The following is a 26496-nucleotide window of genomic DNA, read 5'->3' as shown; positions in this document are numbered from 1 at the left end:
CGACACCGGCATGTTGAATGCGCCACGTGCAGGAATGTCTTGTTTTACCTCTGTGTCTCTGTGTCTCTGTGTCTCTGTGGTTCAAGGGTTTCCCCTGTCTTCATGTTGCCCGTCCCTCGCCTGCTTCTTCGTAGGTTTTGCCGTCGCGGATATGGTAAATGCGTTTGAAGGTGGGAATGATTTTTTCGTCGTGGGTGACGACGATGATCGCGGTCTGGAATTCCTGCGCCAGGCGGTTGAGGATCTTCACCACGGTGAGTGCGCGTTCGCTGTCGAGCGGCGCGGTCGGTTCGTCGGCCAGAATGATCGGCGGCTTGTTGGCGAGCGCGCGCGCAATCGATACCCGCTGCTGCTCGCCGCCCGACAGTTCGGCAATGCGCGCCTGCGCACGGTGCTGCACGTCGAGCGCGCTGAGCATTTCCAGCGCGATCTTGCGTGCTTCGGGATTCGGTACGCCGGCCAGCATCGGCAGCAGCGCGACGTTGTCGGTGGCGTCGAGAAACGGAATCAGATAGGGCGCCTGGAACACGAAGCCGATGCGGTCGCGGCGCAACGCGCGCAGGTCGCTGGTTTTCCAGCCGTTGTCATAAATGACTTCGCCGCCGAGGGTGAATTTTCCGGCGGTCGGCTCGATCACCGCGCCCAGGCATTTCAGCAGCGTGGACTTGCCGGAGCCGGACGGTCCGATCAGCCCCACCACCTCGCCTGGATAGACCGTCATGTCGACGCCCTTCAGCGCATCGACCGCGGCACTGCCGCTGCCGTAGCGCTTGGTGATGCCCTCGATGAGGATCGCGGGTTGGATTGGAACAGCGTCAGCCACCGATCGCCTCCGCCGGGTCGATCTTGAGCGCGGCGCGGATTGCCAGCAGCGAGGCCAGCGCGCACACCACCAGAGTCAGCACGAAGGCGCGCGCGGCGTCGCCGGTTTCCAGCAGGACGTATTTGGGGAAAGCCGGCGCCCACAGGGTGGCGGCGAACTTGCCGACGAAAAAGCCGATCACGCCGAGGCCCAGCGCTTCCTGCATGATCATCGCGGCGATGGTGCGGTTTTGGGTGCCGATCAGCTTCAGTACGGCGATTTCCTTGATCTTGCCGAGCGTCATCGTGTAGATGATGAAGGCGACGATGGCCGCGCTCACCACCGCGAGGATGATCAGAAACAGGCTGATCTGTTTGGCCGCGGTGGCGATCAGTTTGGCCACCAGAATCTCTTCCATGTCGTCGCTGGTGTAGGCCGTATAGCGCTGCCAGCGCGCAATCGTGTCGGCCAGCGCACGCGCATCAAAGCCCGGCTGCAGCCGCAGCAGCACCGCGTTGACCTTGTGGCTGGAAGCCTGGATTGCCTGCACCGCTTCCAGCACGCCGGGCTGGCCGGGGCGGTTGAGCGCCGGGTTGGCGGCAAGCCGCTTGCGGCCCTCGATGATGGCGTCGTTGTCTTTCAGGAACTGCGCTTCCTGCGCGTCCTTCAGCGGAATGAACAGCATCGGGTCGCCGCCGGACGACACCATGCGCCGGGTCAGCCCCACCACGGTGTAGTCGTTGCGCCGGATGCGCACCACGTCGCCGACCTGAAATCCGGTCTTGGCGTCGGCCACCGCCTCGTAATGCGCGCGGGCGATGGGACGGCCGGCGACCAGAAACGCCGGCCCGCCCGGTTTGCCCGGCTCGAAGCCGGCGACCATCACGCGCTGGGATTTCCCCTGATGCGACACCTGCATGGTGAGGTAGGCGACGTTGCCGGTCTGCGCCACGCCTTCCAGCCCCAGCAGCGCACGGTAGAGGTCGTCCGGCACACTCGACGGTTCGGCAAACGGACCCAGGGTGTTCTGCTGCACCACCCAGACGTCGGCGTCGACTGCATGCAGCAGCACCTTGGCGTCGTCGACCATGCCGCGGTACACCCCGGCCATGGTCAGCGTCACCCCGATCAGCAAGCCGAGCCCGAGGCCGGTCAGCAGATAGCTTTTCAGGTGGTGGGCGATGTCGCGCCGCGCGAGATTGATCATCCTGAGTTCTTCACCACAGAGGGACAGAGGGACAGAGGGAAAAACCAGTTGTTGCGGCACAAAGCGCTAACGGGTTTCTCCGTGTCTCTGTGCCTCTGTGGTGAATGCATTGTAGTTTTTAGGGTCATCGCGGCGTCAGCCGCTGTTCGCGTACCCGCACGCCGTCGTCGAGCTGTTTCGCGCTGTAGACGATGACGCTGCTTCCTTCAGCAAGGCCCGACACGATCTGCACCTGCTCTGCGGTCTGCATGCCGGGCTGCACCGGCTGGAAGCGCGCGCGGCCTGCCTCGACCCGCCACACACCCGCCTCGCCGCTGACCTGCGCCAGCGCGGCGCGCGGCACCGTCAGCACATCGCGCACGCCGGGAAGCTGGATGGTCACTTCCGCCAGTTCGCCCGGATACAGCTGCGCCGGCGCGGGATCGAAGGCCACGTTGATGATGCGCTCCTCGGTCACTGCATCGCTTTGCAGGTCGATCCGCACCACTTTTCCGGGCAAGCTCGCGCCCGGTACGGAGCGCAGCACGATGTCAGCCGCCTGCCCGGCCTGCACGCCCTGCGCGCGCGCCTGATCGACGCGTGCACGCACCCACAGACGGGCCGGATCGACCAGCCGCAGCACGGCCTGACCGGCGACCACGGTAGCGCCCGGCTCGGCTTCGCGCGCCGTCACCACACCGTCGATCGGGCTCACCAATTTGAGACTTTGGCGCAGTTGGTCAATGCCCCGCAATTCGGCCTCGGCGCGGCCGATCTCGCGCAGCGCCCCGCTGGCGTTGGCGCGCGCCGCGGCCAGTGCTGCCGTTGCGGCGGACGCTTCGTGGCGGCGGCTGTCGGCCATTTCCCTGGCGACGAAATTCTGCCGGTATAGCGCCTGGTAACGCTCACTGTTGGCCTGCGCCAGCCGCGCGCGGCTATCCGCCTCGGTCACCTGCGCCTGTGCGGCCTGTGCGGCCTGGCGCGCCCGTGCGGCAGCGCTGCTCGCCGCTTCGGCACGCTGGCGCAAATCCACCGGATCGATTTCGGCCAGCAGCTGGCCGGCTTTCACCAACTCACCCTGATCGACCCACACCCGCAACACCCGGCCTGCCTGGATCGGCCCCACCGAGTAGGCGTGTTGCGCTTCCACCGTGCCGATGCCGTACACGCTGGGGCTAAGATCGGCGCGCGTGACCGTGGCGGTTTCCACCCCCACCGGCGCCAGCGGCCCGCGCGTGGCGAGCAGCCAGACAAAGGCGGCCAAAAATGCCAGCGCACCGATGGCCAGGATTAAACTGCGTTGGCTGAGTTTCATCGCAGATCAGTGCCTGGCGTTGAGCGCAGGCGTCTGAATCTGATAGGTGGCGTGGCAGGCCACGCACTTCTGCAGGGTGGCCGAAAGCTGGCCGAGGCTGTAGCTCACGTCCTTCAGGCTGTCGGCATCCAGTGCGATCTGGTCGAAATCACGGTGCACCGAAAAACCCAGCTGGCGGAATTCCATCGGCAGCTTGGCGCGCAGCGCGGGCGGCACCTCGTGCACCATTTTCTGTCCCATGTCGCGTGCCGCTTCCGCGACGGCCGGCATGTCCTGCTGTCCCAGTGCGCCGGTCATTTTCTGCACACCGGTGAGAAACATGCGCATCTCTTCCAGGATCATGACGCGTTCGCTCGAGGTCAGTTCCAGCACGACGCGGGCGTCGTGGTCGGACGTGGGATGCTGCGCGTGTTGATCCTGTGCATGGACAGCGGTCAGGCTAAGCAGGGCGACGAGGGCGATGGGATGATGTTTCATGCTTGCCTATTCGGTTTGTTGCCAAAGTGATTGAGCGTACCCAAGACGGTATCTACAGGGAATTGGTTTTGGCAACAAACCGGATAGGCAAGGTTTCATGGAGTGGCTCCTTGTGTTGAGGGTGGGCGGACGGCCTGCAGGAAAACCGGGAAGGTGCGCGCGGCTTCCACCGCGAGGGTGCGCTGGCCGCGCAGGATCGAGGTTTGCAGCACCAGCCCCTGGATCATGCCAATGTAGAGGGTAGCGGCGGCGTGGGCGTCGAGGTCGGCCCGCGCCAGACCCTGCGCCTGCGCGTCGGTCAGCAGGCCGGCGATCTTCGCCTCGTAGCCCAGCATGATTTCGGTCACCAACCGGCGCAGCGCCGTGCTGCGGCCGTGCAGGTGCTTCGACATCAACACGCTCGGAATCGCTGGATAGCGGGAAATGAAGTCAATGTGGGCGAAAAACATGCGCTGCAGCGCGTCCAGCGGGTCGCGCCCCTGCGCCGCGGCGCGTCCCAGCACCGGCATCAGGCGGTCGCGCACCCACTGCATCACCGCCAGCCAGATCGCGTCCTTGCTCGGGAAATGACGGAACACCGCGCCCTGGGTCACCCCCATCGCCTGCGCCATGTCCTGCGTGGTGACGTCGTCGACGCCCTGCTTGGCGGCGAGCGCCAGCGTCACGCGGATGATTTCCTCGCGCCGCTCGTCGGCACCGAGCCGTTTGCGTGCAGGGTCGTCTGACATGGTCCGACTCCAGTTAGATAGTGATTGATTACTACCTTAGTCGGGCGGATGCCATGCGTCAAGCGCAAAACTGACACACGAACTCAGATCGCCGGGGTGTCGAGACAGGCCAGCACCACATCCGCCAACCCGCGCATCTCGTCGGCGCTCGTCACATAGGGTGGCATGGCATACACCGTGCGGCCGATCGGGCGCAGGAACACGCCCTGCGCCAGCGCCGCCTGATGGAAGCGGGTAGAAAAACCCGCGGTGGCATCCGCCACGTCGAACGCCCAGATCATCCCCAGATGGCGGAAATGGCGCACCCGTGGGTGAGCGGCCACTTCCGACAGTATCCCGGTGAATTCAATGGACTTGACCCGATTGGCGGCAATCACCTGATCGTGTTCGAAGATGTCCAGCACCGCCAGCGCGGCACGGCAGGCGAGCGGGTTGCCGGTGTAGGAATGCGAATGCAGGAAGCCGCGCGCGGTGGCGTTGCCGTAGAACGCCGCATAGACGTCATCGGTCGCCAGCACTGCCGACAGCGGCAGGTAGCCGCCGGTGATGCCCTTGGACAGGCAGATGAAGTCGGGTCTTATATTGGCCTGCTCGCACGCGAACATCGTACCGGTGCGTCCAAAGCCGACGGCGATCTCGTCGGCGATCAGGTGCACTCGATATTGTGTGCACAAGTCCCGCGCCCGCTTGAGATACGTCGGGTGATATATCGCCATCCCCGCCGCGCCCTGCACCAGCGGTTCGACGATGAAGGCGGCGGTGGTGGCCGCGTGCTCGGCCAGATGCGCCTCCAGCGCAGCGGCGCAGCGCAGCGCATAGGCCTCGGCGGTTTCTCCCGGCTCGGCCAGCCGCGCGTCCGGGGTGGGCACCTGCACCGAGTGCCGCAGCAAGGGCGCGTAGGTGTCCTTGAACAGCGGAATATCGGTCACCGACAGCGCACCGAGGGTTTCGCCGTGGTAGCCGTTCTTGAGACTGATAAAGCCGTTTTTCTCCGGCTGGCCCGAGTTGCGCCAGAAGTGGGCGCTCATTTTCAGCGCAATCTCGGTGGCCGAAGACCCATCCGAACCGTAAAACGCGTGGCCCAGTCCGGTCAGCTTTGCCAGCCGCTCCGACAGATCTACCACCGGTTCGTGGGTGGCGCCGGCCAGCATCACGTGCTCGATTTTGCCGAGTTGGTCGATGATGGCCGCGTTGATGCGCGGGTTGCAGTGGCCGAACAGGTTGACCCACCAGCTTGAAATCGCGTCCAGGTAGCGCCGCCCGTCCGTATCGATCAGCCACGCCCCCTCGCCACGTGCAATCGCAAGCGGCGGGGCGGCCTCCAGCTGTTTCATCTGGGTGCAGGGGTGCCAGACGGCGGCGCGGCTACGGTTTAATAAATCATCCATGGGCTTGAAATTGTCACAATGCGCCCCTACTATTAGCACTCTATGGCGGCGAGTGCTAACAGCACCCTTGCCGCTTCCTTATTTTCGGGCAGCCCTGGCTGCCTTTATCAACGCAACCGCAATGGAGACTTTGCAATGAAAATCCGTCCTCTGCACGACCGAGTGATTGTCAAACGCATGGAAGAAGAGCGCAAGACCGCTTCCGGGATCGTCATCCCCGACACCGCCACCGAGAAGCCCGACCAGGGCGAAATCGTCGCCGTGGGCGCAGGCAAGAAAGACGACCAGGGCAAGCTGATTCCGCTCGACGTGAAAGTCGGCGACCGCGTGCTGTTCGGCAAATACGCCGGCCAGGCGGTCAAGGTCGAAGGCGATGAGCTGCTGGTGATGCGCGAAGAAGACATCATGGGCGTGGTCGAGGCTTAAGCCCACCTCAAACCCTTAACCACAGAGACACAGAGGCACGGAGAAAAACACAAACGAGATCCGAATACGGGTGTCTCTGTGTCTCTGTGCCTCTGTGGCGAATGCATTTTTTAGGAGTTAAAACATGGCTGCAAAAGACGTACGTTTTGGCGATTCCGCCCGTCACCGCATGGTGGCTGGCGTCAACATTCTGGCTGACGCCGTTAAAGTGACCCTGGGCCCGAAAGGCCGCAACGTGGTGCTCGACCGTTCCTACGGCGCCCCCACCGTGACCAAGGATGGCGTGTCGGTCGCCAAGGAAATCGAACTGAAGGACAAGCTCGAGAACATGGGCGCGCAGATGGTCAAGGAAGTCGCTTCCAAGACCTCCGACATCGCCGGTGACGGCACCACCACCGCCACCGTGCTGGCGCAGTCCATTGTCAACGAAGGCATGAAGTTCGTCGCCGCCGGGATGAACCCGATGGACCTCAAGCGCGGCATCGACAAGGCCGTGATCGCCATCGTCGCCGAACTGAAGAAAATTTCCGTGCCCTGCACCAGCAGCAAGGAAATCGCTCAGGTCGGCTCCATTTCCGCCAACTCCGATGCCTCGATCGGCGACATCATCGCCGCCGCGATGGACAAGGTCGGCAAGGAAGGCGTGATTACCGTTGAAGACAGCTCGGGTTTGGATAACGAGCTCGACGTCGTTGAAGGCATGCAGTTCGACCGCGGTTACCTGTCGCCCTACTTCATCAACAACCCCGACAAGCAGATGGCGATCATGGAAGATCCCTTCATCCTGCTGTTCGACAAGAAAATCTCCAACATCCGCGACCTGCTGCCCGTGCTGGAACAGGTGGCCAAGGCCGGCAAACCGCTGATGATCGTCGCTGAAGACGTCGACGGCGAAGCGCTCGCCACCCTGGTGGTGAACAACATCCGCGGCATCCTCAAGACCTGTGCCGTCAAGGCGCCGGGCTTCGGCGACCGTCGCAAGGCGATGCTGGAAGACATGGCCATCCTCACCGGCGGCACCGTGATCGCCGAAGAAGTCGGCCTGTCGCTGGAAAAGGCCACGCTGGAGGATCTGGGCCGCGCCAAGCGTATCGAGATTGGCAAGGAAAACACCACCATCATCGACGGCGCCGGCAATGCTGACGCAATCAAGGGCCGCATCACCCAGATCAACAAGCAGATCGACGAAGTCACCTCCGACTACGACAAAGAGAAGCTGCAGGAGCGCAAAGCCAAGCTGGCCGGTGGCGTTGCCATCATCAAAGTGGGCGCGGCGACCGAAGTCGAGATGAAAGAGAAGAAGGCCCGCGTCGAAGACGCGCTGCACGCCACCCGTGCTGCCGTTGAAGAAGGCATCGTCCCCGGCGGCGGGGTCGCGCTGCTGCGTGCGCGTGCCGTGGCCGCTGCGGTGAAAGGCGACAACCACGACCAGGAAGCCGGCGTGAAGATCGTGCTGCGCGCCATCGAAGAGCCGCTGCGCCAGATCGTCAAGAACTGCGGCGAAGAGCCCTCGGTCGTCGTCAACAAGGTGCTGGAAGGCAAGGGCAACTTTGGCTACAACGCCGGCACCGGCGAATACGGCGACATGGTGAAGATGGGCGTGCTCGACCCGACCAAGGTCACTCGCATCGCCCTGCAGAACGCGGCGTCGATCGCCGGCCTGATGCTGACCACCGACTGCATGATCGCCGACCTGCCGGAAGACAAGCAAGGCGCGTCGATGGGTGGTGGCGACATGGGTGGGATGGGCGGCATGGGCGGCATGGGCGGCATGATGTAAGGTGGTTGTTCAACCATGGCCGACTACCCCTTGTGGGTAAAAAGCCCGGCTGTTCAAGCTACAAAAAAAGCCCCGCATTGCGCGGGGCTTTTTTATGGCGCTTAAAGCAGTCGTTCAGCTCAGGACTGCGGGCGGGCATCGCCGGTATTCAGCGCCTCGCTCAGCTTCAACCCGGCCAGTTCGCGCGTCGCGCGGGCCAAATAGTAAAGCGCACCCATCATCATCAGCATCGATGGCAGGGCGATCATCGGATAGCTCACCAATGTCAGGCGCCCGAGCTCGGCGTTGAACGCCTCGCTGCCGGCCGGGCTGGTGACGATCCAGCTGGCCAGAAAATAGTTCATCGCTGCGGAGAAGAAGAAGGTGCCGCCCAGCATATAGGTGGCATGCTGCAGGCGCGCCTCGAAATCCCGCACCGTGCCACGCGCTTCGAGATGTTGTTGCACCCGCGCCACGTCGATCAGCGTCGGGTTGTAGAGCAGGGTTTTCACCAGCGGGTAGCGGGTGCGGGTGGACACCAGCACGGCCAGGCCGATCAGGCCCGGGATCGCGGCTTCCTTCACCGCCAGCCACTGGGTGTCGAGCTGCAGCAAGCCGATGCCGCCGGTGAGCAGGATGCTGACCAGGCCCAGCACGGAAAAGAAGTTGACCTTGCTGCGCCCGAGCAACTCGAACGCGCCCCATCCGAGCGGAAACGCCAGCGCCACCAGCAGCCCGCCCACGGCGCCAAGGTCCTGCTCGCCGCTGAACTTCATCAGGATGACGGAGGGAATGACGATGTTGATCAGGAGCTCGAACAGCGGGTTGGATTTTTGGGTCTGGGTCATGAGTGGATGTGCGGTCAGGTTCTGTTTGTCACTGACCCGGCAATGAGGCTTTAGTTTCGGGGCTGGCCGAGGCGGCCGAACCGATCGGGCCCGGCAATTTTTGCATACGATTGCGGATGCGCTGTAAATTGTAAAAACCCGTGCTGTCCCGACATCCGCCCATGACCCATATTATTGCGCTCGCCAACAGCCTGCACCGCGCAACCCTCGACGCATTGCGGCGGCAGGCACCCTTTTCGGCAATGACGGAAAACGCGCTTCTATGGCTGGTGCGGCGCCTGTCGGTAGCCTATTTTGCGCGCGACGCAGTGTTGCTGGCGCCGGCCGACACGCCGCCCGATGTCCTGTTCATCGTCAAGCAGGGGACGGTGGCTGGTGCCACCGCCGAGGGGCACACGGTGCTGCAGCTGGCGACGGGCGAGATGTTTCCGCTGGGCGCGCTGCTGGCCGGGCGCGGCGCGGCCAACCGCTATATCGCGGCAACCGATACCTTTTGCTACCTGCTGCCCGCCGCCGATTTCCACGCGCTGCTGGCGAAAAGCCCTGAATTCAACGATTTCTGCACGCGCCGCATCGCCAGCCTGCTGGAGGAATCGCAACGCGCGGTGCAATCGGAATACGCGCTGGCGCTCGACGACGAAAGTCGCTTTGCGCGCCCCCTGTCCAGCCTGATCCGGCGCACCCCCCTGAGCGTGCTGGCCGATGTGCCGCTGGCCGATGCGCTGGCGGCGATGGAGGCCGCGCGAGTGGGGTCGGTGGTGGTCACCGACGCTGCCGGGCAGCCGCTCGGCATTCTCACCCTGAAGGATGTGCTGGCGCGCGTGACCCTGGCCGGGGTGCCGCTGGCCACGCCCATTTCGGCCGTGATGACGCCCGATCCGGCGACCCTTCCCGCCGATGCGCCGGTGGCAGACGCCCTGGTGCTGATGGCGCGCCAGGGCATTCACCACATCCCGCTGGTCAGAGAAGGGCGGCTGGCCGGCGTGGTGTCGGAAAAGGACATCTTCGCGTTGCGCCGCCTGTCGGTGGAAGGCATCACCTCGGCCATTGCGCGCAGCGAAGACCCCAGCCGCCTGCCCGCGCTGGCACTCGATATCGGCGACCTGGCGCACAGCCTGCTGGCGCAGGGGATGGACGCGGAAAACCTCACCGCGATCATTTCCAGCCTCAACGACCGCCTCACCGAGCGCGTCATCGCGCTGGAATGCGAGGCCGATGATGCGCTCGTCGGGCTGCGCTGGTGCTGGCTGGCGCTGGGGTCGGAAGGCCGCATGGAACAGACGCTCGCCACCGACCAGGACAATGCGCTGATCTTTGCCGAGGCGAACGACGCCCAGCGCGATGCGCTGCTGGCGTTTGCGCTGCGCGTGAATAACCGGCTCGACACCTGCGGATTTCCGCTGTGCCGCGGCGACATCATGGCCAGCAATCCGAAATGGTGCCTGTCGGCGGCTGACTGGCAGCAGCAGTTCACCCAGTGGATCGATCACGGCAGCCCCGAAGCGCTGCTGCACGCCAGCATTTTTTTCGACTTTCGTCCGCTCACCGGCGATGCCGCGCTGGCGCTCGACCTGCGCGCCTGGCTCAACCGCGCCGCGCAGAAGAATCCGCGCTTTCTGCACCAGATGGCGGGCAACGCCCTGCGCAACCGCCCGCCGTTGGGACTGGTGCGCGACTTCGTGCTGTCGGACGACAATGCCCACCCGCACACCATCGATCTCAAGCTCAATGGTGCCACGCCGTTTGTCGATGCGGCGCGCATTTTTGCGCTGGCGGCCGGCAGCCCGCAGACCAACACCGCCAAGCGGCTGCGCGCAGCCGCGCATGCGTTGCATATTCCCGATGCCGAACTGGCCGACTGGAACCGCGCGTTCCACTTTCTGCAACTGCTGCGGCTGCGCCATCAGCATGAGCAGCAGCGCACCGGCATCACGCCCGACAACCATCTCGACCCCGACACGCTGAACCCGCTCGACCGCCGCATCCTGAAGGAAGCCCTGCGCCAGGCGCGCAAGGTGCAGGCGCGGCTGGCGCTGGATTACCAGCTGTGATCTGGCCGTTTACAAAACACTCACTGCCCGCCCTGGACGCCACCAGCAGCGCGCGGCGCGCAGCGCTGGGGCGCCAAAAGATCGACCTCAATCTGCCGCTTGCCGACATGCGCTGGTGCGTGGTCGACGTGGAAACCGGCGGACTCAACGCGCAGCGCGATCCGCTGCTGGCGATCGGCGCGGTGGCGATCGAACACGGCCACATCGCACTCGATGCCAGCCTGGAAGTCGGGCTCACGCAGGCGCAATCGACCGCTGCCGCCAACATCCTGATCCACGGCATCAGCGGCAGCGAACAGCGCGCAGGGCAGGCGCCGCACGAGGCATTGCTGTCCTGGCTGGAATTCACCCAGGGCGCGCCGCTGGTCGCCTTCCACGCGGCATTCGACCAGACGGTGTTGCAGCGCGCGGTGCGCGAGCAATTGCGCCTGACGATCGCCTCACCGTGGTTCGACGCGGCGGTAGTCGCGCCGCTGCTGTTCCCCGATGCCGCGCCGCACTGCCGCCACCTCGACGACTGGCTGGCGCATTTCGGCATTGCGGTGTACGCGCGCCACGGCGCATTGGCCGACGCCTACGCCACCGCCGAGTTGTGGCTGGTGCTGCTGCAGGCGGCGCAGCGCGACGAGATCACCACCGCGCAGCAACTGCGCGGCCTGCTGCGCGGCCGGCGCTGGCTATCAGCACATTAGCGCCTACTAATCTGTTTGTCGGCCGCATAACAAGTCCTTACACTCCGCGCACGCGCGACTTCTATTAATAAAGCGCGTTCCCCACTCATGCTCACGGAGGAGTTGCCATGCAATTGTCGGAGAGACATCAGGAGTACTGGCGCAAGAATCTGCGGATCACCGCAGTCCTGTTAGCCATCTGGTTCGTGGTGACGTTCGTCGTCATCTACTTTGCCCCCCAGCTCAATGAAATCGTCATCATGGGCTTCCCCTTCGCCTTCTACATGGCCGCCCAGGGTTCCCTGATCATTTATGTCCTGATCATCTGGTTCTACGCCCGTCGCATGGACCAGCTGGACAATGAATACGGCGTACAAGAGGGGGAGGAATAACATGACCACACAGACCCAGAGCCAGTTCTTCCAGCAGCTCAAAAAGTACTACACCTTCTACACCGGCGGCTTCATCGCCTTTGTCATCGTGCTTGCGATACTGGAGCAGATGGGCCTTCCCCCCAGATGGATCGGCTACATTTTCCTCGCCGCCACCATCTCGCTGTATGCCGGCATCGGCATCATGTCGAGAACCGCCGATGTGTCGGAGTACTACGTCGCCGGCCGCCGTGTACCCGCCCTGTTCAACGGCATGGCAACCGGCGCCGACTGGATGTCGGCCGCGTCCTTCATCGGCATGGCAGGCACCCTGTACCTGGCCGGCTTTGACGGCCTCGCCTTCGTCATGGGCTGGACCGGCGGCTACGTGCTGGTGGCGCTGTTCCTCGCGCCCTACCTGCGCAAGTTCGGCCAGTTCACCATTCCGGACTTCCTCGCCTCGCGCTACGGCGGCAACCTGCCGCGCGCCATCGGGGTGATCGCAGCCATCATTTGCTCCTTCACTTACGTGGTGGCGCAGATCTACGGCGTCGGCATCATCACCGCCCGTCTCACCGGCCTGGAATTCCAGATCGGCGTATTCGTCGGTCTGGCCGGCATCCTGGTGTGCTCCTTCCTCGGCGGCATGCGCGCGGTGACCTGGACCCAGGTGGCGCAGTACATCATCCTCATCATCGCCTACATGATTCCGGTGGTGTGGCTGTCGGTGGTTCACACCGGCAACCCGGTTCCGCAGGTCGTCTACGGCCAGGTGCTGCAGCAGGTGACGCAGTTGGAAAACGAGTTCAACAACGCCGATACCGCCAAGGGCGCAGCCGAAGCCTCGGCGCGTGCGGCATTCAAGGCGCAGCAGGATTCGTTCGAAGCCAACATCGCGGCGCTGGACGAAGCCGTGGCCACCGGCAATGGCGACGCCTTCCTCGAAGCCCAGCGCACGGAAGCCGGCAGTCCCGCCGACTTCCCTGCCACCCCCGACGCGCTGAAGGCGCAGTGGAAGAAATCGGCCGACGGCGCCAAGGCCAAGACCGGTCCGGTCGCAGCCCATGCCACCCCGTTTGCCGGCAAGGGCGCGGAGTCGGATCTGCTGAGGAGCAATCCCGACGCCAGCGCAGCGGAAATCGCCGCCGCGCAAGCCGCAGATCAGGAGGCTTCCAACATCAAGCGCCGCAACTTCATCGCACTGGTGCTGTGCCTGATGGTCGGCACCGCTTCGCTGCCGCACATCCTGATGCGCTACTACACTACGCCGTCGGTGCGTGAAGCGCGCAAATCGGTGTTCTGGTCGCTGCTGTTCATCTTCCTGCTGTACTTCACCGCGCCTGCACTGGCGGTGCTGGTCAAGTTCGAGGTCTACAACAACCTGGTCGGCTTGCCATTCACTTCGCTGCCGGCGTGGGTGGCGAACTGGCAGGCGGTGGATGCGACCCTGATGAAGATCGTCGACATCAACCTGGACGGCATCGTGCAACTCGCCGAGATCACCATCGGCGGCGACCTCATCGTGCTGGCCACACCGGAGATCGCCGGCCTGCCCTACGTGATCTCGGGCATGGTGGCGGCAGGCGGTCTGGCGGCTGCGCTGTCGACCGCAGACGGCCTGCTGCTGACCATCGCCAACGCGCTGTCGCACGACGTCTACTACAAGATGATCGACCCGAAGGCCTCGACCATCCGTCGCCTGGCCATCTCCAGGAGCCTGCTGCTGGTGGTCGCCATCTTCGCCGCGTACACCGCCTCGCTGAAGCCGGGTGACATCCTGTTCCTGGTCGGCGCCGCGTTCTCGCTGGCAGCCTCGGCGTTCTTCCCGGCGCTGGTGCTCGGCGTGTTCTGGAAGCGCGCCAACTACCTCGGCGCGGTCATCGGCATGCTGGCCGGTTTGGCTGTGTGCATGTACTACATGGTCATCACTTACCCGTTCTTCGGCGGCGTGGCCGCCAACGAGTGGTTCGCCATCAAGCCGATCGCCGCCGGCGTGTTCGGCATGCCGATCGGCTTCATCGGCGTCATCATCGGCTCGCTGCTCTCGCGTGCGCCCAGCCTGGAAATCCAGCAACTGGTCGATCACGTGCGCTATCCGAACCTGGCGGGCGACATCGACACCCGCGCAACCTGATCGCTGCACCCAGCGCGCCCCCGGGCGCGCAACAAAAAAGCCAGCCTCGTGAGGCTGGCTTTTTTACGCCTGGATGTTCAATCCCGGATCATTCATCCGGGCGCGATCGGTCACGGCTGAGCCCTACAGCTGCATTGAACCCAGCCGATGCATATAGTCGCTGCGCCCGGTATCGCGAATCAACCGCTGCGCAGTCTGCGGGTCGTGCGTCAGCGTGTGCTCGATCACCGCCGCCACCTTGTCCGGCTCGTTGCAATGCTGCCAGGCCATCCCCAGCGCATACCAGGCCAGCCCGTTCATCGGCTGCAGCCGGCCGGCCTCGGTCAGCGCCGCCGCCGCGGCGGCATGGCGGCCATGCCGCGCATGCAGCATCCCCAGCCCGTACCAGGCGCGATCGTTACTCGGATTCAACTCGGTCGCCCGCTGCATGGCCGCGATCGCCGCCTCGTCCATGCCGCCCCTGTCACGCACATAGCCGAGGTTGAACCAGGTGGGGGCATCGTCCGGCTCGATCTCGATCACGCGCTCAAACCAGGCTTCCGCCGCCGCCCAGCGCTCCTGCTTCGCCTCCAGCCAGGCCAGCGTACGCAGCGTCGCGACATGGGTGGGATCTGCCCGATGGCTGTCGTGATAGGCCGCCAGCGCGCGCTCCGTCCGGCCCAGCATATTGAAAAACAAGCCCCGCAGGCCATGCCGCACTCGGTCATAATCCATCATCTGCACACCCACTCAAGTCAACCCGCATTGTCATGGGCAGGCGCCAAGCTTGCAAGCCGCGTTAAAATTATCGATTCGCTTCAGGAACACTCGCCATGCCGCTCGACATCCTGCTGGTTTTGATTCTGCGCACCCTGGTCGAGATCGCCGGTTTCGCCCTGCTTGGGCAAGGTGTGCTGGCGCTACTGGCCGGCAAATATCGCGAGGACAACATTTTCTACCGCACGCTGCGCATCGTCGCCAGCCCGGCGGTGCGCACCGTGCGCTTCATCACCCCGCGCTTCATCCTCGACGCCCACGTACCGTTTCTCACCTTCTTCCTGCTGTTCTGGTTGTGGGTCTCGCTGGCAATCGTCAAACGCCATCTGTGCGGCCTGCATGGATTGGCATGCTGAGTTGGCGCAGCACGGCTTTTCCTTGACGGCAAGGGGGCAAACCGGTTAAATTGCGCCCTCTTTTGGCCAGGTAGCTCAGTCGGTAGAGCAGCGGATTGAAAATCCGCGTGTCGGTGGTTCGATTCCACTCCTGGCCACCAAAATACGAGCGGCTTCCCGTGGTTTTCCCACCGGAGGCCGCTTTCTTTTGTGTGGTTCTTGCGTCATTGCGCCAGAAAAAAATCTCTGGGAATCACCTGCTGTACGTGTCCGCCTAAAGGCCGCACTCAGCAAAAAAGCGCTTGGTCTGGCGCACAAGGCCCACCAAGACGCGTGATCTGCCCAACTCACCCGGCAGACCCCGGGCGGGCGATGAGCACCTTCCTGCCCACCACCAGTTTGTCCATCTGTCACCCCACCACTTTCAGCCTGAACCACGCTGACCAAGCTGCGCCTTCATTTTGCGTTTCTGAGATTGCCGGCCACACTCGACCCCCGACGCGGTCCTCACTGTAGCCAAAATAGAACAGTAGAATTTAATAATTTGATGCAATAAATAAATTGTACTAATGTAAAGCTGCTTTTCCCTCGATCAAAACAAAGGAGACAGCCATGAGCAAGAAAGACAGCAAACCGCCCACGCAACCCGAGGCCAAACTGAGCCGGAGAAAGTTTCTTGGCGCAGCCGCCGCCACCGCGACCGGCGCGGCAACCTTTGGTTTCCCCTCGATCGCGAAGGCAGCAACGCCGGTCAGCCTGCGCTTCCAGAGCACCTGGCCGGCGAAGGACATCTTCCATGAATATGCGGTGGACTTCGCCAACAAGGTCAATGCCATGTCGGGCAAGGAACTCAAGATCGAGGTACTGCCGGCAGGTGCGGTGGTCAAGGCGTTCGACCTGCTCGACGCGGTCAGCAAGGGCACCCTGGACGGTGGCCACGGGGTGATCGCCTACTGGTACGGCAAGAACACTGCGGTGGCGCTGTGGGGCTCTGGCCCGGCTTTCGGCATGGACCCCAACATGGTGCTGGCCTGGCACTACTACGGCGGCGGCAAGGAACTGCTGGCTGAAATCTACAAGAGCATGAACATGGACGTGGTGTCCATGCTCTACGGTCCGATGCCGACCCAGCCCTTCGGCTGGTTCAAGAAGCCCATCACCAGCGTCGAGCAAATGAAGGGCCTCAAGTTCCGCACCGTCGGGCTCGCGGTCGATATGTACAAGGACATGGGCGCCGCGGTGAATCCGATGCCGGCCGGCGAGATCGTGCCGGCCCTGGATCGCGGCCTGCTCGATGCGGCCGAATTCAACAATGCGTCTTCCGACAACCTGCTCGGCTTCCCGGACGTGGCCAAGGTTTGCATGCTGCAAAGCTTCCACCAGGCGAGCGAACAGTTCGAAATTCTCTTCAACAAGAAAAAGTACGACGCGCTCAACGCCGAGCACAAGGCCATCATCAAGTACGCCATCGAGGCCGCATCGGCCGATATGTCCTGGAAAGCCATCGACCGCTATTCCAAGGACTACCTCGACATGAGCACCAAGCGGGGCGTCAAGTTCTACAAGACCCCGGATGCCATTCTGCGCAAGCAGTTGCAGTCCTGGGACAAGATCATGGCGGCCAAGAGCGCGGAGAATCCCGCGTTCAAGAAAGTCCTCGATTCCATGCGCGTCTTCGCGGCCCGCGCCGCGCGCTGGCAGAACGACACCAGCGTGGACTACAAGATGGCGTACAACCATTTCTTCGGCAAGAAGAAGGCTTGAACGCAACCTGGCTTGGTCCGTGGCCGTCCGGTGCGAACCGGACGGCCATTTTTGTGTCTTAGCAAGGGTTCGTCATGCAGAAATTGCTGCTCTTTGTCGATAAGGTGAGCACTTTCGTCGGCCGGTTTTTTTCCTGGGCCATCGTTGGGCTGACGTTTCTGATTTCCTGGGAAGTGTTCTCGCGCTATGTGCTCAACACGCCCCACCCCTGGGCGCAGGATGTGCAGATCATGCTCTACGGCACCCTGTTCATGTTCGCCGGCGCCTACACCCTGGCGCATGGCGGCCATGTGCGCGGCGATGTGCTCTACGGTTTCTTCAAGCCGCGCACCCAGGCCTCCATCGACCTGATTCTGTACATCGTGTTCTTCCTGCCGGGCATTTTCGCGTTGACCTATGCCGGCTGGACCTATGCCAACGAATCGCTGGCGATACACGAAAAAACCTTCAGCCCCGATCCATTGCCGTTGTATCCCTTCAAATTCGTCATACCGCTAGCCGGATTCTTCCTGCTGATGCAGGGCATCGTCGAAATTCTGCGCTGCGTGGTTTGTCTGCGCGACGGCGCGTGGCCCTCCCGCGTCGAGGACGTGGAAGAAGTGGATGTGTACAAGCTCAAGGAAATGGTTCACGTGAAGGACGTAGACATCGCCCAGCTCGACCAGTATGTCGTACGGCAGGAGGCGAAGCCATGAAGAAGGAATTGCGCTTCGGTTTCATGCTGATGGCGATCATGCTCGCCGCCATCGCCGTTTTCATGCCCTGGGGAAACCTCACCAGCGGCCACCTTGGTCTGCTCATGCTGGCGCTGGTGGTGGTGATGATCATGCTGGGCTTCCCCACCGCCTTCACGCTCATGGGCATGGGCATGGTTTTCGGGTGGCTCTCTTACCGCAGCGTCAATCCGGACATTGCGGTGCGGCAGACGCTGGACTTGATGGTGCAACGCACCTACGGCGTGATGACCAACGACGTACTGATTTCGATCCCGCTGTTCGTGTTCATGGGTTATCTGGTCGAGCGCGCCAACCTGATTGAGAAACTGTTCAAGAGCCTGCATCTCGCACTGGCGCGCATCCCCGGTTCGCTGGCCGTGGCCACCCTGGTGACCTGCGCCATCTTCGCCACCGCCACCGGCATCGTCGGCGCGGTGGTCACGCTGATGGGCCTGCTGGCGTTGCCCGCCATGCTGCGCGCCGGTTATAACGTCAAGCTCTCGGCCGGCGTCATCACCGCCGGCGGCTGCCTGGGCATTCTCATTCCGCCCTCGGTGTTGCTCATCGTCTATGGCGCCACCGCCGGCGTATCGGTGGTGAAGCTCTATGCCGGCGCCTTCTTCCCTGGCCTCATGCTCGCGTTGCTCTATGTGGGTTATGTGATGATCGTGGCGAAGTTGAAGCCGGAGTGGGCGCCGCCGCTGCCGGAAAGCGAGCGCAAGGTGAAACTGCCCGCGCACACCGCCAGCATCGCCTCCCGCTTCGGAGACCGGGCGCTGCCTGCGTTGTTCCGCGCCGCGCTGACTCGGGACGGTGCCGGCGCAACCAAGGGTCGCATCGCGCGCGAACTCTTCACCGCGCTGCTGCCGGCCATTGTGTTCGCCATCATCATGGGGCTCGCCTGGAACAGCATCACCCGGCCCGACAAAGTGACCGACATCTCCGGCTTGCAGGAGATGGGCATGGTCAGCAGCGACCCGATGGAAGCGCCCGGTTTGAACGAGCCTCAAGCCGAAGGCGTGCAGGAACCCCCGACTGGACCCGTCGCCGAAAGCCTGCAGGAAGCGCCCGCTCCCACTGCGCAAGCCACGGCGCCGTCGATTCAGGTGTCGCCTTCGCCCGCTGCCGTGGAGCGTCTGCCCACCCCCTCTTCATACTGGAAAGTGCTGGCCGGCGGCATCGCGGTCCTGGCGTCGATATATGCCTTGTTCAGCTTTGCGCGGCTGGAAATTTTCAAGATGCTGCTGACGTCGTTCTTCCCGTTGGTGGTCATGATTCTGGCCGTGCTCGGCAGCATCGTGTTCGGTCTGGCCACGCCGACGGAAGCGGCGGCGATTGGCTCCTTCGGCGGCTTCGTGCTGGCAGCGATGTACCTGGCGCTGCGCAAAAGCCGGGAAGAACGGCGCAAGCTACGGCCGACGTGGATGCCCCTGTGGCTGGCCTTTGCCGCATCCGTCGTGTGGTTCCTTCTGTTCAAGGCTGGAATGCTCCCGACCGCACCGCCTGACTGGCTGGGCTGGCTGTCCATGGCAGCCATCGGGGTGTGGTGCGTGCTCGCTGTGCACCAGGTGCAAATGCTGCCGACGGTGAGGGAATCCGCCTTCCTCACTGCCAAGACTTCAGCCATGGTGTGCTGGCTGTTCGTGGGGTCGAGCATTTTCTCGGCGGCCTTCGCCCTGCTGGGTGGGCAGGGACTGGTCGAGCACTGGGTGCTGTCGATGAACCTCACGCCGCTTCAGTTCATGCTGCTGTCCCAGGCCATTATTTTCATCCTGGGCTGGCCGCTGGAGTGGACGGAGATCATCGTCATCTTCATGCCGATCTTCATCCCGCTGCTGGCGCACTTCAACATCGACCCGCTGTTCTTCGGCCTGCTGGTGGCGCTGAACCTGCAAACCGCCTTCCTCTCGCCGCCGGTGGCGATGGCCGCGTTTTATCTGAAGGGCGTGTCGCCGCCCCATGTGACGCTGAACCAGATCTTCGCCGGCATGATGCCCTTCATGGCGATCCAGGTACTGGCCATGTTCCTGCTCTATATGTGGCCGCAGATTGGCCTGTGGCTGCCGTCGGTGATGTACAAGTAAGCGGGCGCCGGGCAGGCGGTGTCCTGCGACGGCTTTGAGTTGCATTCAGCGGAGGGAAGCGATGAACATTGCATTCATCGGTATGGGCATCATGGGCAAGCCCATGGCCGTCAATCTGCACAAGGCGGGGCACACGGTATTCGTGCACGGCCGCCGGCCGGAAACCATGACCCCGCCTTTGGAAGCTGGCTGCGCCGGATGTGCGTCGATCGCGGAAGCGGCAGCGCAGGCCGACATCATTATCGTCATGGTGTCCGACACGCCCGACGTCGAAGAGGTCATCTTCGGCGACAACGGCGTGATTCATGGTGCCAAGTCCGGCTCGGTGGTGGTCGACATGAGCACCATCTCGCCCACTGCCACGCGCCACATGGCCGCGCAGCTGCGCGCGCGCGGAATCGACATGCTGGATGCGCCCGTATCCGGCGGCGAGGTGGGGGCGATCAACGCCACGCTCTCCATCATGGTGGGCGGCAAGCCCGAGGTGTTCGAGCGCGTGAAGCCGGTGTTCGAGGCCATGGGCAAGAACACCGTGCACGTGGGCGACTACGGCGCCGGCCAGGTGGCCAAGGCCTGCAACCAGATCGTGGTGGCAGTGACCATCGAGGCCGTGGCCGAGGCGCTCACCTTCGCCCGCAAGAACGGCGTCGATCCGGCCAAGGTGCGCGACGCGCTCATGGGCGGCTTTGCCGGCAGCCGCATCCTCGAAGTGCACGGCAAGCGCATGCTGGACAACGACTACACGCCCGGCTTCAAGACGAAGCTGCACCAGAAGGACATCAACATCGTGATGCAGACCGCGAAGGAGCTCGGGCTGTCGCTGCCGGGTGCGGCGCTGGTGATGCAGCATCTCAATGCGCTGATGGGCACCGGCGGTGCGGAACTGGATTCGGCGGCGGTGATGAGGATCGTCGAGCGCGAGTCCGGCATGGAGCGGTAGAAAACGTTTTTTCCACGAAGGGCACGAAGAAACACGAAAGGAATGTGATGGGGTTTTATTCGTGACCCTTCGTGTTCTTTATGCCCTCCGGGTATTCGTGGATAAATGGATTTCCCCTATGACACACAAAATCGTTTTTCTCGACCGCAAGAGCCTGATCGCCAGCCTGCGCACACCAAGCTTCGTCCATGAGTGGATCGATTACGATCAGACCCAGGCGAGTGAGATGGCGGAGCGCATTCACGACGCCAGCGTGATCATCAGCAACAAGGTCAAACTCCCGGGTGAAATGCTGACGCAAGCGCCGAACGTGAAAATGATCGCGGCGGCGGCCACTGGTACCGACAACATCGATCTTGCCTACTGTAAGGCAAACGGCATCATCGTTTCCAACATCCGCAACTATGCCGTGCACGCGGTGCCGGAACACGCCTTCATGATGATGCTGGCGTTGCGTCGCAATTTGCTGGGCTGGCAGCAGGATGTGCGTGCGGGATTGTGGCAACAGGCCGATCAGTTCTGTCTGTTTACCCGACCCGTAAACGATCTGTTTGGCAGCACGCTGGGGCTGGTGGGCTATGGCTCGCTGGGCCATGGCATGCAAAAGCTTGCCGAGGCCTTTGGTATGCGCGTGCTGATCGCCGAGCATAAACAGGCGACGGAAACGCGCGAAGGCTACACGGCCTTCGACGGCGTGTTGTGCGAGGCGGACGTGATCTCGCTGCATACCCCGCTGACGCCGGAGACGCGCCACATGATTGCGGCGCGCGAATTCGGCTTGATGAAATCCACCGCGATTCTCATCAACACCGCGCGCGGCAATCTGGTGGACGAAGTGACGCTTGTCGAGGCACTGAAGTCGCAGCGCATCGCCGGCGCGGGGTTCGACGTGCTCTCGGTGGAGCCGCCGAATGCAGGCAACCCGCTGCTCGATCTCGACCTGCCCAATTTCATCCTCACGCCCCATGTCTCCTGGTCCAGCCGCGAGGCCATGCAGTTTCTTGCCGATCAGCTGGTGGACAACATCGAGGCCTTCGTTGCCGGCAGGCCCAGCAATGTCGTCACCTGAACGCATGATCCTAAAAACCGCAGTTGACCGCTCATCACCCTGAGGAATGCAGCATGGATATTAGTTTTTCTGCCTTCGACCACGCCCCCCTACAGGGTGAGTCCGCTACGCACCCGCTGGCACGCCTGGTCGTGCGCCTGCCTTGGTCGCCCGTCGTTGCAGGCCCCGGCCTGCCGCCTCCTCGCTTCGCGGCATACACCCGCCCAGACGCACCATCGAGCGCGTCCAACTGCGGTTTCTAGGATGATCGAGGCCATGAAATGAGCGCACGCATCACGGTAGCCGGCCTGCAGATTGCAAAACCCCTTTTCGATCTGGTGCGCGACGAGATCGCGCCGGGCACCGGCATATCCAGCGACCATGTGTGGCAGGGTTTCGCCGACATGCTGCGCGAGCTGACCCCGCGCAACCGCGCCCTGCTGACGCGCCGCGACGAACTGCAGGCGCGCATCGATGCCTGGCACCTTGAGCGCCGGGGCCAGCCGCACGACGCCGCCGCCTACAAGCAGCACCTGGTCGACATCGGCTACCTGCTGCCGGAGGGCGAAGATTTTGTCATCGGCACCGAAAATGTCGACGCCGAAATCGCCCGCATCGCCGGCCCGCAGCTGGTGGTGCCGGTGAACAACGCCCGCTACGCGCTGAATGCCGCCAATGCGCGCTGGGGCAGCCTGTTCGACGCCCTCTACGGCACCGACGTTATTCCCTATGATGGCGGCGCCGAGCAGAAGGGCGCGTTCAATCCGGTGCGGGGTTCCAAGGTCATCACCTACGCCAAGGCCTTCCTCGACGAGGCCACGCCCTTGCGCGAGGGCAGCTACATCGATGCCATCGCCTATACGGTCAAGGCGGGTCAACTCGCGGTGACGCTGTCGAGCGGGGCACATACCGGACTGCGCGACCCCGGGCAATTCAAGGGATATCAGGAGAAATCCGGGGCAATCAGTTCGCTGCTGCTGGCGCACCACGGCCTGTACTTCGAGATTCATTTCAACACCGATCACCCCATCCACGAACTGCATCCCACCGGTATCCGCGACATTTTTCTGGAAGCGGCGATCACCACCATCATGGATTGCGAAGATTCGGTGGCCGCGGTGGATGCCGGTGACAAGGTGAATGTCTATCGCAACTGGCTGGGCCTGATGAAGGGCGAGCTCGCCAGCAGCTTCGACAAGGGCGGCAAGACGCTCACCCGCAGCCTCAACCCGGACCGCCGCTACCGCTCGCCCGAGGGCCGCGACTTCGAGATTCCCGGCCGCAGCCTGATGCTGGTGCGCACCGTCGGCCACCTGATGACCACCGACGCGGTGCTGGACGAGGCGGGCAACGAGGTGTTCGAAGGTCTGCTCGACGGCCTGATTGTCAGCACCTGCGCACTGCACGACCTCAAGGGCACCAGCCCCCTGCGCAACAGCCGCGCAGGCAGCGTCTACATCGTCAAACCCAAGCAGCACGGTCCGGATGAAGTCGCTTTCACCGTGGATTTGTTCGCGCGCATCGAAGACGTGCTGAACCTGCCGAAGAACACGCTAAAGCTTGGCGTCATGGACGAGGAGCGCCGCACCACGCTCAACCTCAAGGAATGCATCCGAGCGGCGCGCGAGCGGCTGATCTTCATCAACACCGGCTTCCTCGATCGCACCGGCGACGAGATCCACACCTCGATGGAGGCCGGCCCGGTGCTGCGCAAGGGCGAGATGAAATCCGCCGCCTGGCTCAGAGCCTACGAGAACTGGAACGTCGACATCGGGCTGACCTGCGGCCTCGCGGGGCGTGCGCAGATTGGCAAGGGCATGTGGACCATGCCCGACCGCATGGCAGCGATGATGGCGAGCAAGCAAACGCACCCCGAGGCCGGCGCCAGCTGCGCCTGGGTGCCGTCGCCCACCGCCGCCACCCTGCACGCCATCCACTATCACCGGGTCGACGTCTTCGCCCGCCAGCAGGCCCTGCGCGAACGGCCACAGGCCGCGCTCGACGACCTGCTGGCCATCCCCGTGGTTACGAAGCCAGCCTGGTCAGCCGAGGACATCCAGCAGGAACTGGACAACAACATCCAGGGACTGCTCGGCTATGTCGTGCGCTGGATCGACCAGGGCATGGGGGCGTCCAAGGTGCCGGACCTCGACAACGTCGGCCTGATGGAAGACCGGGCGACGCTACGCATCGCCAGTCAGCACATCGCCAACTGGCTGCATCACGGCGTGATCAGCGAAACTCAGGTAATGGGAGCGCTCAGGCGCATGGCGCGCCTTGTGGACCAGCAAAATGCCGGCGACCCTCAATACGTCAACATGGCGCCGCACTACATCAGCCTGGCCTTTCAGGCCGCGCAGGACATGATTTTCCATGGGCGGCGCGCGCCGAACGGCTACACCGAGCCGACCCTGCACCGGCGGCGGCGGCAGTTCAAGGCCGCACTGCGCGGCGACTGATCATTCCAGACTAACCCGCCACCCGCTGGTCATGCTGCTCGAAGCCGCGCGCATGCCGACCCAGCAGGGCGGTGGCTTCGTGGCTGGAAACCGGGGGGCTGTAGTAATAGCCCTGCACCTCGTGGCACTGCATCTGCTGCAGCAGCGCGCGCTGGGCTTCGGTTTCGACGCCTTCGGCGACGACGTTGAGATTCATGCCGCGCCCCATGGCGATCATGGCGTTGACGATAGACATGTTCTCTTCGCGGTCGAGCTCCTGCACGAAGGACTGGTCGATCTTGAGGGTGTGAATGGGGAAGCGCGACAGGTACTTGAATGAGCTGTAACCGGTGCCGAAATCGTCGATGGCGAGCCGGATGCCGGCAACGGAGAGGCGTCCGAGCTTGATGGCATTGGCCTCGAAATCCCGCATCAGGAGGGTTTCGGTGATTTCCAGCTCCAGCAGGTTGCCATCCAGCGAATACACCTGAACGGCGCGCATGACACTGTCGACGAAGTCGGCGCTTTCAAGCTGGCGGGCGGAAATGTTGACCGACAGCCGCACCGGCGGCAGCCCGGCGCGGCGCCATTCGGCCATTTGCTCGGCAGCCTGGCGCAGCACCCAGTCGCCGATGGGGACGATAACGCCGCACTCTTCGGCCACCGGGATGAAATCGGCGGGGGTGAGGAGGCCGCGCTGCGGATGCCACCAGCGCAGCAGGGCTTCGAACCCGCGCACTTCGCCGGTGACGGTGTCGACCTGCGGCTGATAGAACAGCACGAATTCATTGCGCGCCAGCGCCCGGCGCAGGTCGACCTCGATCTGCATGCGTTCGGAATAGGGCGCCTGCATGCCGGCTTCCCAGAACTGCAAACGGCTGCGGCCCTGCGACTTGGCCCGATACATGGCGATTTCAGCCTGGCGAATGAGGCTGTCGATCATGTCGCCGTCTTCCGGCGCGACGCAGGCGCCGATGCTGACCGAGATGTAGATTTCGTGGCCCTTGACGTACACCGGCTTGGACAGCACCTGAATGATCTTGCGGCAGATGTGCTCGACGTCGCTGCGCGACACCAGGGTGGGCAGCAGCACCGCGAATTCGTCGCCACCCAGGCGCGCCAGGGTGTCGCCTTCGCGCAGGCACTGGCGCAGCCGCGCCCCGACGGCGAGCAGCAACTCGTCGCCGATGGCGTGGCCGAGCGAGTCGTTGATGACCTTGAAGTGATCGAGGTCGAGGCTCAGCACCGCCAGCGGCTGCTGGGTGCGGCGGGCCTGCGCCAGCATGAGGCCGAGGTGGTCGCGGAACAGCGCGCGGTTGGGCAGCCCGGTGAGCAGATCGTGGTAGGCCTGGTAGTGCACGGTCTCCTCGGCCTGCTTGCGCTCGGTGATGTCCTTGGCGACGCCGTAGCTGCCGATGAAGCGCTGCTCAAACGGGCTGGCTTCCTCGTCGTACATGCCGGTGGCGGTGAGTTCGACCGACTTGCAGCGGCCGTTCATCAGGCGCGGGCGCCGCATCCCGGGGTTGCACTTGAGATGGATTTCGATGTTGCGCGCACTGCGGTCGCCGGCGCGGCGTTCGTTGAAGATATGCTCGGCGCGCGCGATGTCGTCTTCGTGGATCACCAGGCTGTAATGCTGGCCCAGCAGCTCTTTGCTGCTGTAACCGAGCAGGCTTTCGACGCGGTCGTTGACGAAGGTGAAGCGGCCTTCGCAGTCCAGGGTGTAGATGAAATCGGGCGAACTGTTGACCAGGAAACGATGCCACTTTTCCGACTGCTGCAGGCGCTGCAGGATGTGGTTGTTTTCCTTCTCAAGCCGCCGTCGCGTCAGCGTGTTCTCGATGCGGCGCAGCAGTTCTTCGGGTTCATACGGTTTGCGTACAAAATCGGCTGCGCCGCCGCGCAACGCGCGGATCGCCGCATCGATGGTGCTGTCGCCGGACACCACGATCACCGGGGTGTCGACGCCACGTTCGGTCACGAAGCGCAGCACCTCGTTGCCGTTGAGGTCGGGCATTCCCAAATCCAGCAAGATGGCATCGAACTGCTGCTTGCCGATGGCGATCAGGGCCTCGCAGCCGCCGTTGGCGGTCACCACTTCGTAATCGCGGGTGGCAAGCAGGCGCGTCAGGCCTTCCAGAATCAGCACCTCATCATCCACCACCAGAAGACGCTGGCGAACCGGAAAGCTGCTGATCGCACTGCACTGTGGAGAGAGTTGAATGGGATTGTCTGACACGAAGTTCTCCTTATGCACAG

Annotated in this window: 22 protein-coding genes and 1 tRNA gene; 14 read left to right on the top strand and 9 right to left on the bottom strand. The window is 63.4% G+C overall.

The genetic code is table 11. The annotated features are described in order from the left end of the window. Positions 1–100 precede the first annotated feature (100 nt). The 6 genes from ABW22_RS10650 to bioA form a co-directional block, all read right to left on the bottom strand. Entirely contained in the window at positions 101–823 is a 723-nt protein-coding gene (locus ABW22_RS10650) for an ABC transporter ATP-binding protein (protein ID WP_193393296.1), read from the bottom strand. Next, positions 816–2009, bottom strand: coding sequence for an ABC transporter permease (locus tag ABW22_RS10645; protein WP_059756072.1), 1194 nt, complete (start codon positions 2007–2009; stop codon positions 816–818). The genes ABW22_RS10650 and ABW22_RS10645 overlap by 8 nt, the downstream gene beginning before the upstream one ends. Before the next feature lie 124 nt (positions 2010–2133). Beyond that, on the bottom strand, positions 2134–3303 hold the full coding sequence (locus tag ABW22_RS10640) for an efflux RND transporter periplasmic adaptor subunit (RefSeq protein WP_059756069.1): 1170 nt from the start codon (positions 3301–3303) through the stop codon (positions 2134–2136). A gap of 6 nt (positions 3304–3309) precedes the next feature. After that, a complete protein-coding gene (locus ABW22_RS10635) occupies positions 3310–3780 on the bottom strand; it encodes a hypothetical protein (protein WP_059756067.1) in 471 nt (156 codons plus the stop codon). Positions 3781–3875: 95 nt separating this feature from the next. Continuing rightward, a complete protein-coding gene (locus ABW22_RS10630; protein ID WP_059756064.1) occupies positions 3876–4508 on the bottom strand; it encodes a TetR/AcrR family transcriptional regulator in 633 nt (210 codons plus the stop codon). A gap of 83 nt (positions 4509–4591) precedes the next feature. Further along, a complete protein-coding gene (gene bioA / locus ABW22_RS10625) occupies positions 4592–5896 on the bottom strand; it encodes an adenosylmethionine--8-amino-7-oxononanoate transaminase (RefSeq protein WP_059756062.1) in 1305 nt (434 codons plus the stop codon). A 135-nt stretch (positions 5897–6031) separates the two neighbouring features. Between bioA and groES the strand changes: the two genes are divergently transcribed. Both groES and groL read left to right on the top strand, forming a co-directional pair. Continuing rightward, the gene (groES, locus tag ABW22_RS10620; protein WP_059756059.1) at positions 6032–6322 is read left to right on the top strand and encodes a co-chaperone GroES; all 291 of its coding nucleotides are present in this window, start codon (positions 6032–6034) and stop codon (positions 6320–6322) included. A 124-nt stretch (positions 6323–6446) separates the two neighbouring features. Further along, positions 6447–8102, top strand: coding sequence for a chaperonin GroEL (gene groL, locus ABW22_RS10615; protein ID WP_059756056.1), 1656 nt, complete (start codon positions 6447–6449; stop codon positions 8100–8102). A 119-nt stretch (positions 8103–8221) separates the two neighbouring features. Here the strand turns inward: groL and ABW22_RS10610 are convergent, their stop codons facing one another. Beyond that, positions 8222–8929 (bottom strand): VC0807 family protein, encoded by a 708-nt coding sequence (locus ABW22_RS10610; protein ID WP_059756054.1) that lies wholly within the window; start codon positions 8927–8929, stop codon positions 8222–8224. A gap of 161 nt (positions 8930–9090) precedes the next feature. Here ABW22_RS10610 and ABW22_RS10605 point away from each other — a divergent pair, with 161 nt between their 5' ends. The 4 genes from ABW22_RS10605 to ABW22_RS10590 all read left to right on the top strand — a co-directional run bounded on the left by ABW22_RS10605 (position 9091) and on the right by ABW22_RS10590 (position 14156). Continuing rightward, positions 9091–10980 carry a DUF294 nucleotidyltransferase-like domain-containing protein gene (locus ABW22_RS10605; RefSeq protein WP_059756051.1) on the top strand — a complete coding sequence of 630 codons (1890 nt, stop codon included), beginning with the start codon at positions 9091–9093 and terminating at the stop codon, positions 10978–10980. Further along, positions 10977–11672, top strand: a complete 696-nt coding sequence (locus ABW22_RS10600; RefSeq protein WP_059756047.1) for a PolC-type DNA polymerase III — start codon at positions 10977–10979, stop codon at positions 11670–11672. The genes ABW22_RS10605 and ABW22_RS10600 overlap by 4 nt, the downstream gene beginning before the upstream one ends. A gap of 107 nt (positions 11673–11779) precedes the next feature. Further along, positions 11780–12043, top strand: a complete 264-nt coding sequence (locus tag ABW22_RS10595; protein ID WP_059756043.1) for a DUF4212 domain-containing protein — start codon at positions 11780–11782, stop codon at positions 12041–12043. Between the two features lies 1 nt (position 12044). Continuing rightward, the gene (locus ABW22_RS10590) at positions 12045–14156 is read left to right on the top strand and encodes a sodium:solute symporter family protein (RefSeq protein WP_059756042.1); all 2112 of its coding nucleotides are present in this window, start codon (positions 12045–12047) and stop codon (positions 14154–14156) included. 123 nt (positions 14157–14279) lie between these two features. On the opposite strand, the gene ABW22_RS10585 is transcribed toward ABW22_RS10590, so the two are convergent. Continuing rightward, positions 14280–14873, bottom strand: a complete 594-nt coding sequence (locus ABW22_RS10585) for a tetratricopeptide repeat protein (protein ID WP_059756040.1) — start codon at positions 14871–14873, stop codon at positions 14280–14282. A gap of 95 nt (positions 14874–14968) precedes the next feature. On the opposite strand from ABW22_RS10585, the gene ABW22_RS10580 reads away from it, so the two are divergent. The 8 genes from ABW22_RS10580 (at position 14969) to ABW22_RS10545 (ending at position 24258) form a co-directional block, all read left to right on the top strand. Then, positions 14969–15268: a hypothetical protein gene (locus ABW22_RS10580; RefSeq protein WP_059756037.1), complete on the top strand. Its 300-nt coding sequence runs from the start codon at positions 14969–14971 to the stop codon at positions 15266–15268. 64 nt (positions 15269–15332) lie between these two features. After that, positions 15333–15408, top strand: a tRNA-Phe gene (locus tag ABW22_RS10575). Positions 15409–15859: 451 nt separating this feature from the next. Then, positions 15860–17011, top strand: a complete 1152-nt coding sequence (locus tag ABW22_RS10570) for a TRAP transporter substrate-binding protein (RefSeq protein WP_059756035.1) — start codon at positions 15860–15862, stop codon at positions 17009–17011. A 74-nt stretch (positions 17012–17085) separates the two neighbouring features. After that, positions 17086–17706 (top strand): TRAP transporter small permease subunit, encoded by a 621-nt coding sequence (locus ABW22_RS10565; RefSeq protein WP_059756032.1) that lies wholly within the window; start codon positions 17086–17088, stop codon positions 17704–17706. After that, the gene (locus ABW22_RS10560; protein WP_059756028.1) at positions 17703–19811 is read left to right on the top strand and encodes a TRAP transporter large permease; all 2109 of its coding nucleotides are present in this window, start codon (positions 17703–17705) and stop codon (positions 19809–19811) included. Before ABW22_RS10565 ends, ABW22_RS10560 begins: the two co-directional genes overlap by 4 nt. 61 nt (positions 19812–19872) lie before the next feature. Continuing rightward, complete coding sequence (locus ABW22_RS10555) at positions 19873–20751, top strand: 2-hydroxy-3-oxopropionate reductase (RefSeq protein ID WP_059756026.1); 879 nt, start codon at positions 19873–19875, stop codon at positions 20749–20751. Between the two features lie 118 nt (positions 20752–20869). Further along, positions 20870–21820: a D-2-hydroxyacid dehydrogenase gene (locus ABW22_RS10550; RefSeq protein WP_059756023.1), complete on the top strand. Its 951-nt coding sequence runs from the start codon at positions 20870–20872 to the stop codon at positions 21818–21820. A gap of 260 nt (positions 21821–22080) precedes the next feature. Further along, positions 22081–24258, top strand: coding sequence for a malate synthase G (locus ABW22_RS10545; RefSeq protein WP_059756020.1), 2178 nt, complete (start codon positions 22081–22083; stop codon positions 24256–24258). Positions 24259–24268: 10 nt separating this feature from the next. Here the strand turns inward: ABW22_RS10545 and ABW22_RS10540 are convergent, their stop codons facing one another. Next, a complete protein-coding gene (locus ABW22_RS10540) occupies positions 24269–26476 on the bottom strand; it encodes an EAL domain-containing protein (protein WP_059756018.1) in 2208 nt (735 codons plus the stop codon). Between the last annotated feature and the right edge of the window lie 20 nt (positions 26477–26496).

The organism is Thiobacillus denitrificans, assembly GCF_001530125.1.
Classification (GTDB): domain Bacteria; phylum Pseudomonadota; class Gammaproteobacteria; order Burkholderiales; family Thiobacillaceae; genus Thiobacillus; species Thiobacillus denitrificans_C.
This window is presented reverse-complemented; position numbering and strand designations above follow the sequence as displayed.

Bases quoted from the DNA above. Each gene is read 5' to 3' on its own strand.
- ABW22_RS10645 (WP_059756072.1), bottom strand. From the start codon at position 2,009: ATGATCAATCTCGCGCGGCGCGACATCGCCCACCACCTGAAAAGCTAT.
- ABW22_RS10640 (WP_059756069.1), bottom strand. From the start codon at position 3,303: ATGAAACTCAGCCAACGCAGTTTAATCCTGGCCATCGGTGCGCTGGCA.
- ABW22_RS10635 (WP_059756067.1), bottom strand. From the start codon at position 3,780: ATGAAACATCATCCCATCGCCCTCGTCGCCCTGCTTAGCCTGACCGCT.
- ABW22_RS10630 (WP_059756064.1), bottom strand. From the start codon at position 4,508: ATGTCAGACGACCCTGCACGCAAACGGCTCGGTGCCGACGAGCGGCGC.
- bioA (WP_059756062.1), bottom strand. From the start codon at position 5,896: ATGGATGATTTATTAAACCGTAGCCGCGCCGCCGTCTGGCACCCCTGC.
- groES (WP_059756059.1), top strand. From the start codon at position 6,032: ATGAAAATCCGTCCTCTGCACGACCGAGTGATTGTCAAACGCATGGAA.
- groL (WP_059756056.1), top strand. From the start codon at position 6,447: ATGGCTGCAAAAGACGTACGTTTTGGCGATTCCGCCCGTCACCGCATG.
- ABW22_RS10610 (WP_059756054.1), bottom strand. From the start codon at position 8,929: ATGACCCAGACCCAAAAATCCAACCCGCTGTTCGAGCTCCTGATCAAC.
- ABW22_RS10605 (WP_059756051.1), top strand. From the start codon at position 9,091: ATGACCCATATTATTGCGCTCGCCAACAGCCTGCACCGCGCAACCCTC.
- ABW22_RS10595 (WP_059756043.1), top strand. From the start codon at position 11,780: ATGCAATTGTCGGAGAGACATCAGGAGTACTGGCGCAAGAATCTGCGG.
- ABW22_RS10590 (WP_059756042.1), top strand. From the start codon at position 12,045: ATGACCACACAGACCCAGAGCCAGTTCTTCCAGCAGCTCAAAAAGTAC.
- ABW22_RS10585 (WP_059756040.1), bottom strand. From the start codon at position 14,873: ATGATGGATTATGACCGAGTGCGGCATGGCCTGCGGGGCTTGTTTTTC.
- ABW22_RS10580 (WP_059756037.1), top strand. From the start codon at position 14,969: ATGCCGCTCGACATCCTGCTGGTTTTGATTCTGCGCACCCTGGTCGAG.
- ABW22_RS10570 (WP_059756035.1), top strand. From the start codon at position 15,860: ATGAGCAAGAAAGACAGCAAACCGCCCACGCAACCCGAGGCCAAACTG.
- ABW22_RS10565 (WP_059756032.1), top strand. From the start codon at position 17,086: ATGCAGAAATTGCTGCTCTTTGTCGATAAGGTGAGCACTTTCGTCGGC.
- ABW22_RS10560 (WP_059756028.1), top strand. From the start codon at position 17,703: ATGAAGAAGGAATTGCGCTTCGGTTTCATGCTGATGGCGATCATGCTC.
- ABW22_RS10555 (WP_059756026.1), top strand. From the start codon at position 19,873: ATGAACATTGCATTCATCGGTATGGGCATCATGGGCAAGCCCATGGCC.
- ABW22_RS10550 (WP_059756023.1), top strand. From the start codon at position 20,870: ATGACACACAAAATCGTTTTTCTCGACCGCAAGAGCCTGATCGCCAGC.
- ABW22_RS10545 (WP_059756020.1), top strand. From the start codon at position 22,081: ATGAGCGCACGCATCACGGTAGCCGGCCTGCAGATTGCAAAACCCCTT.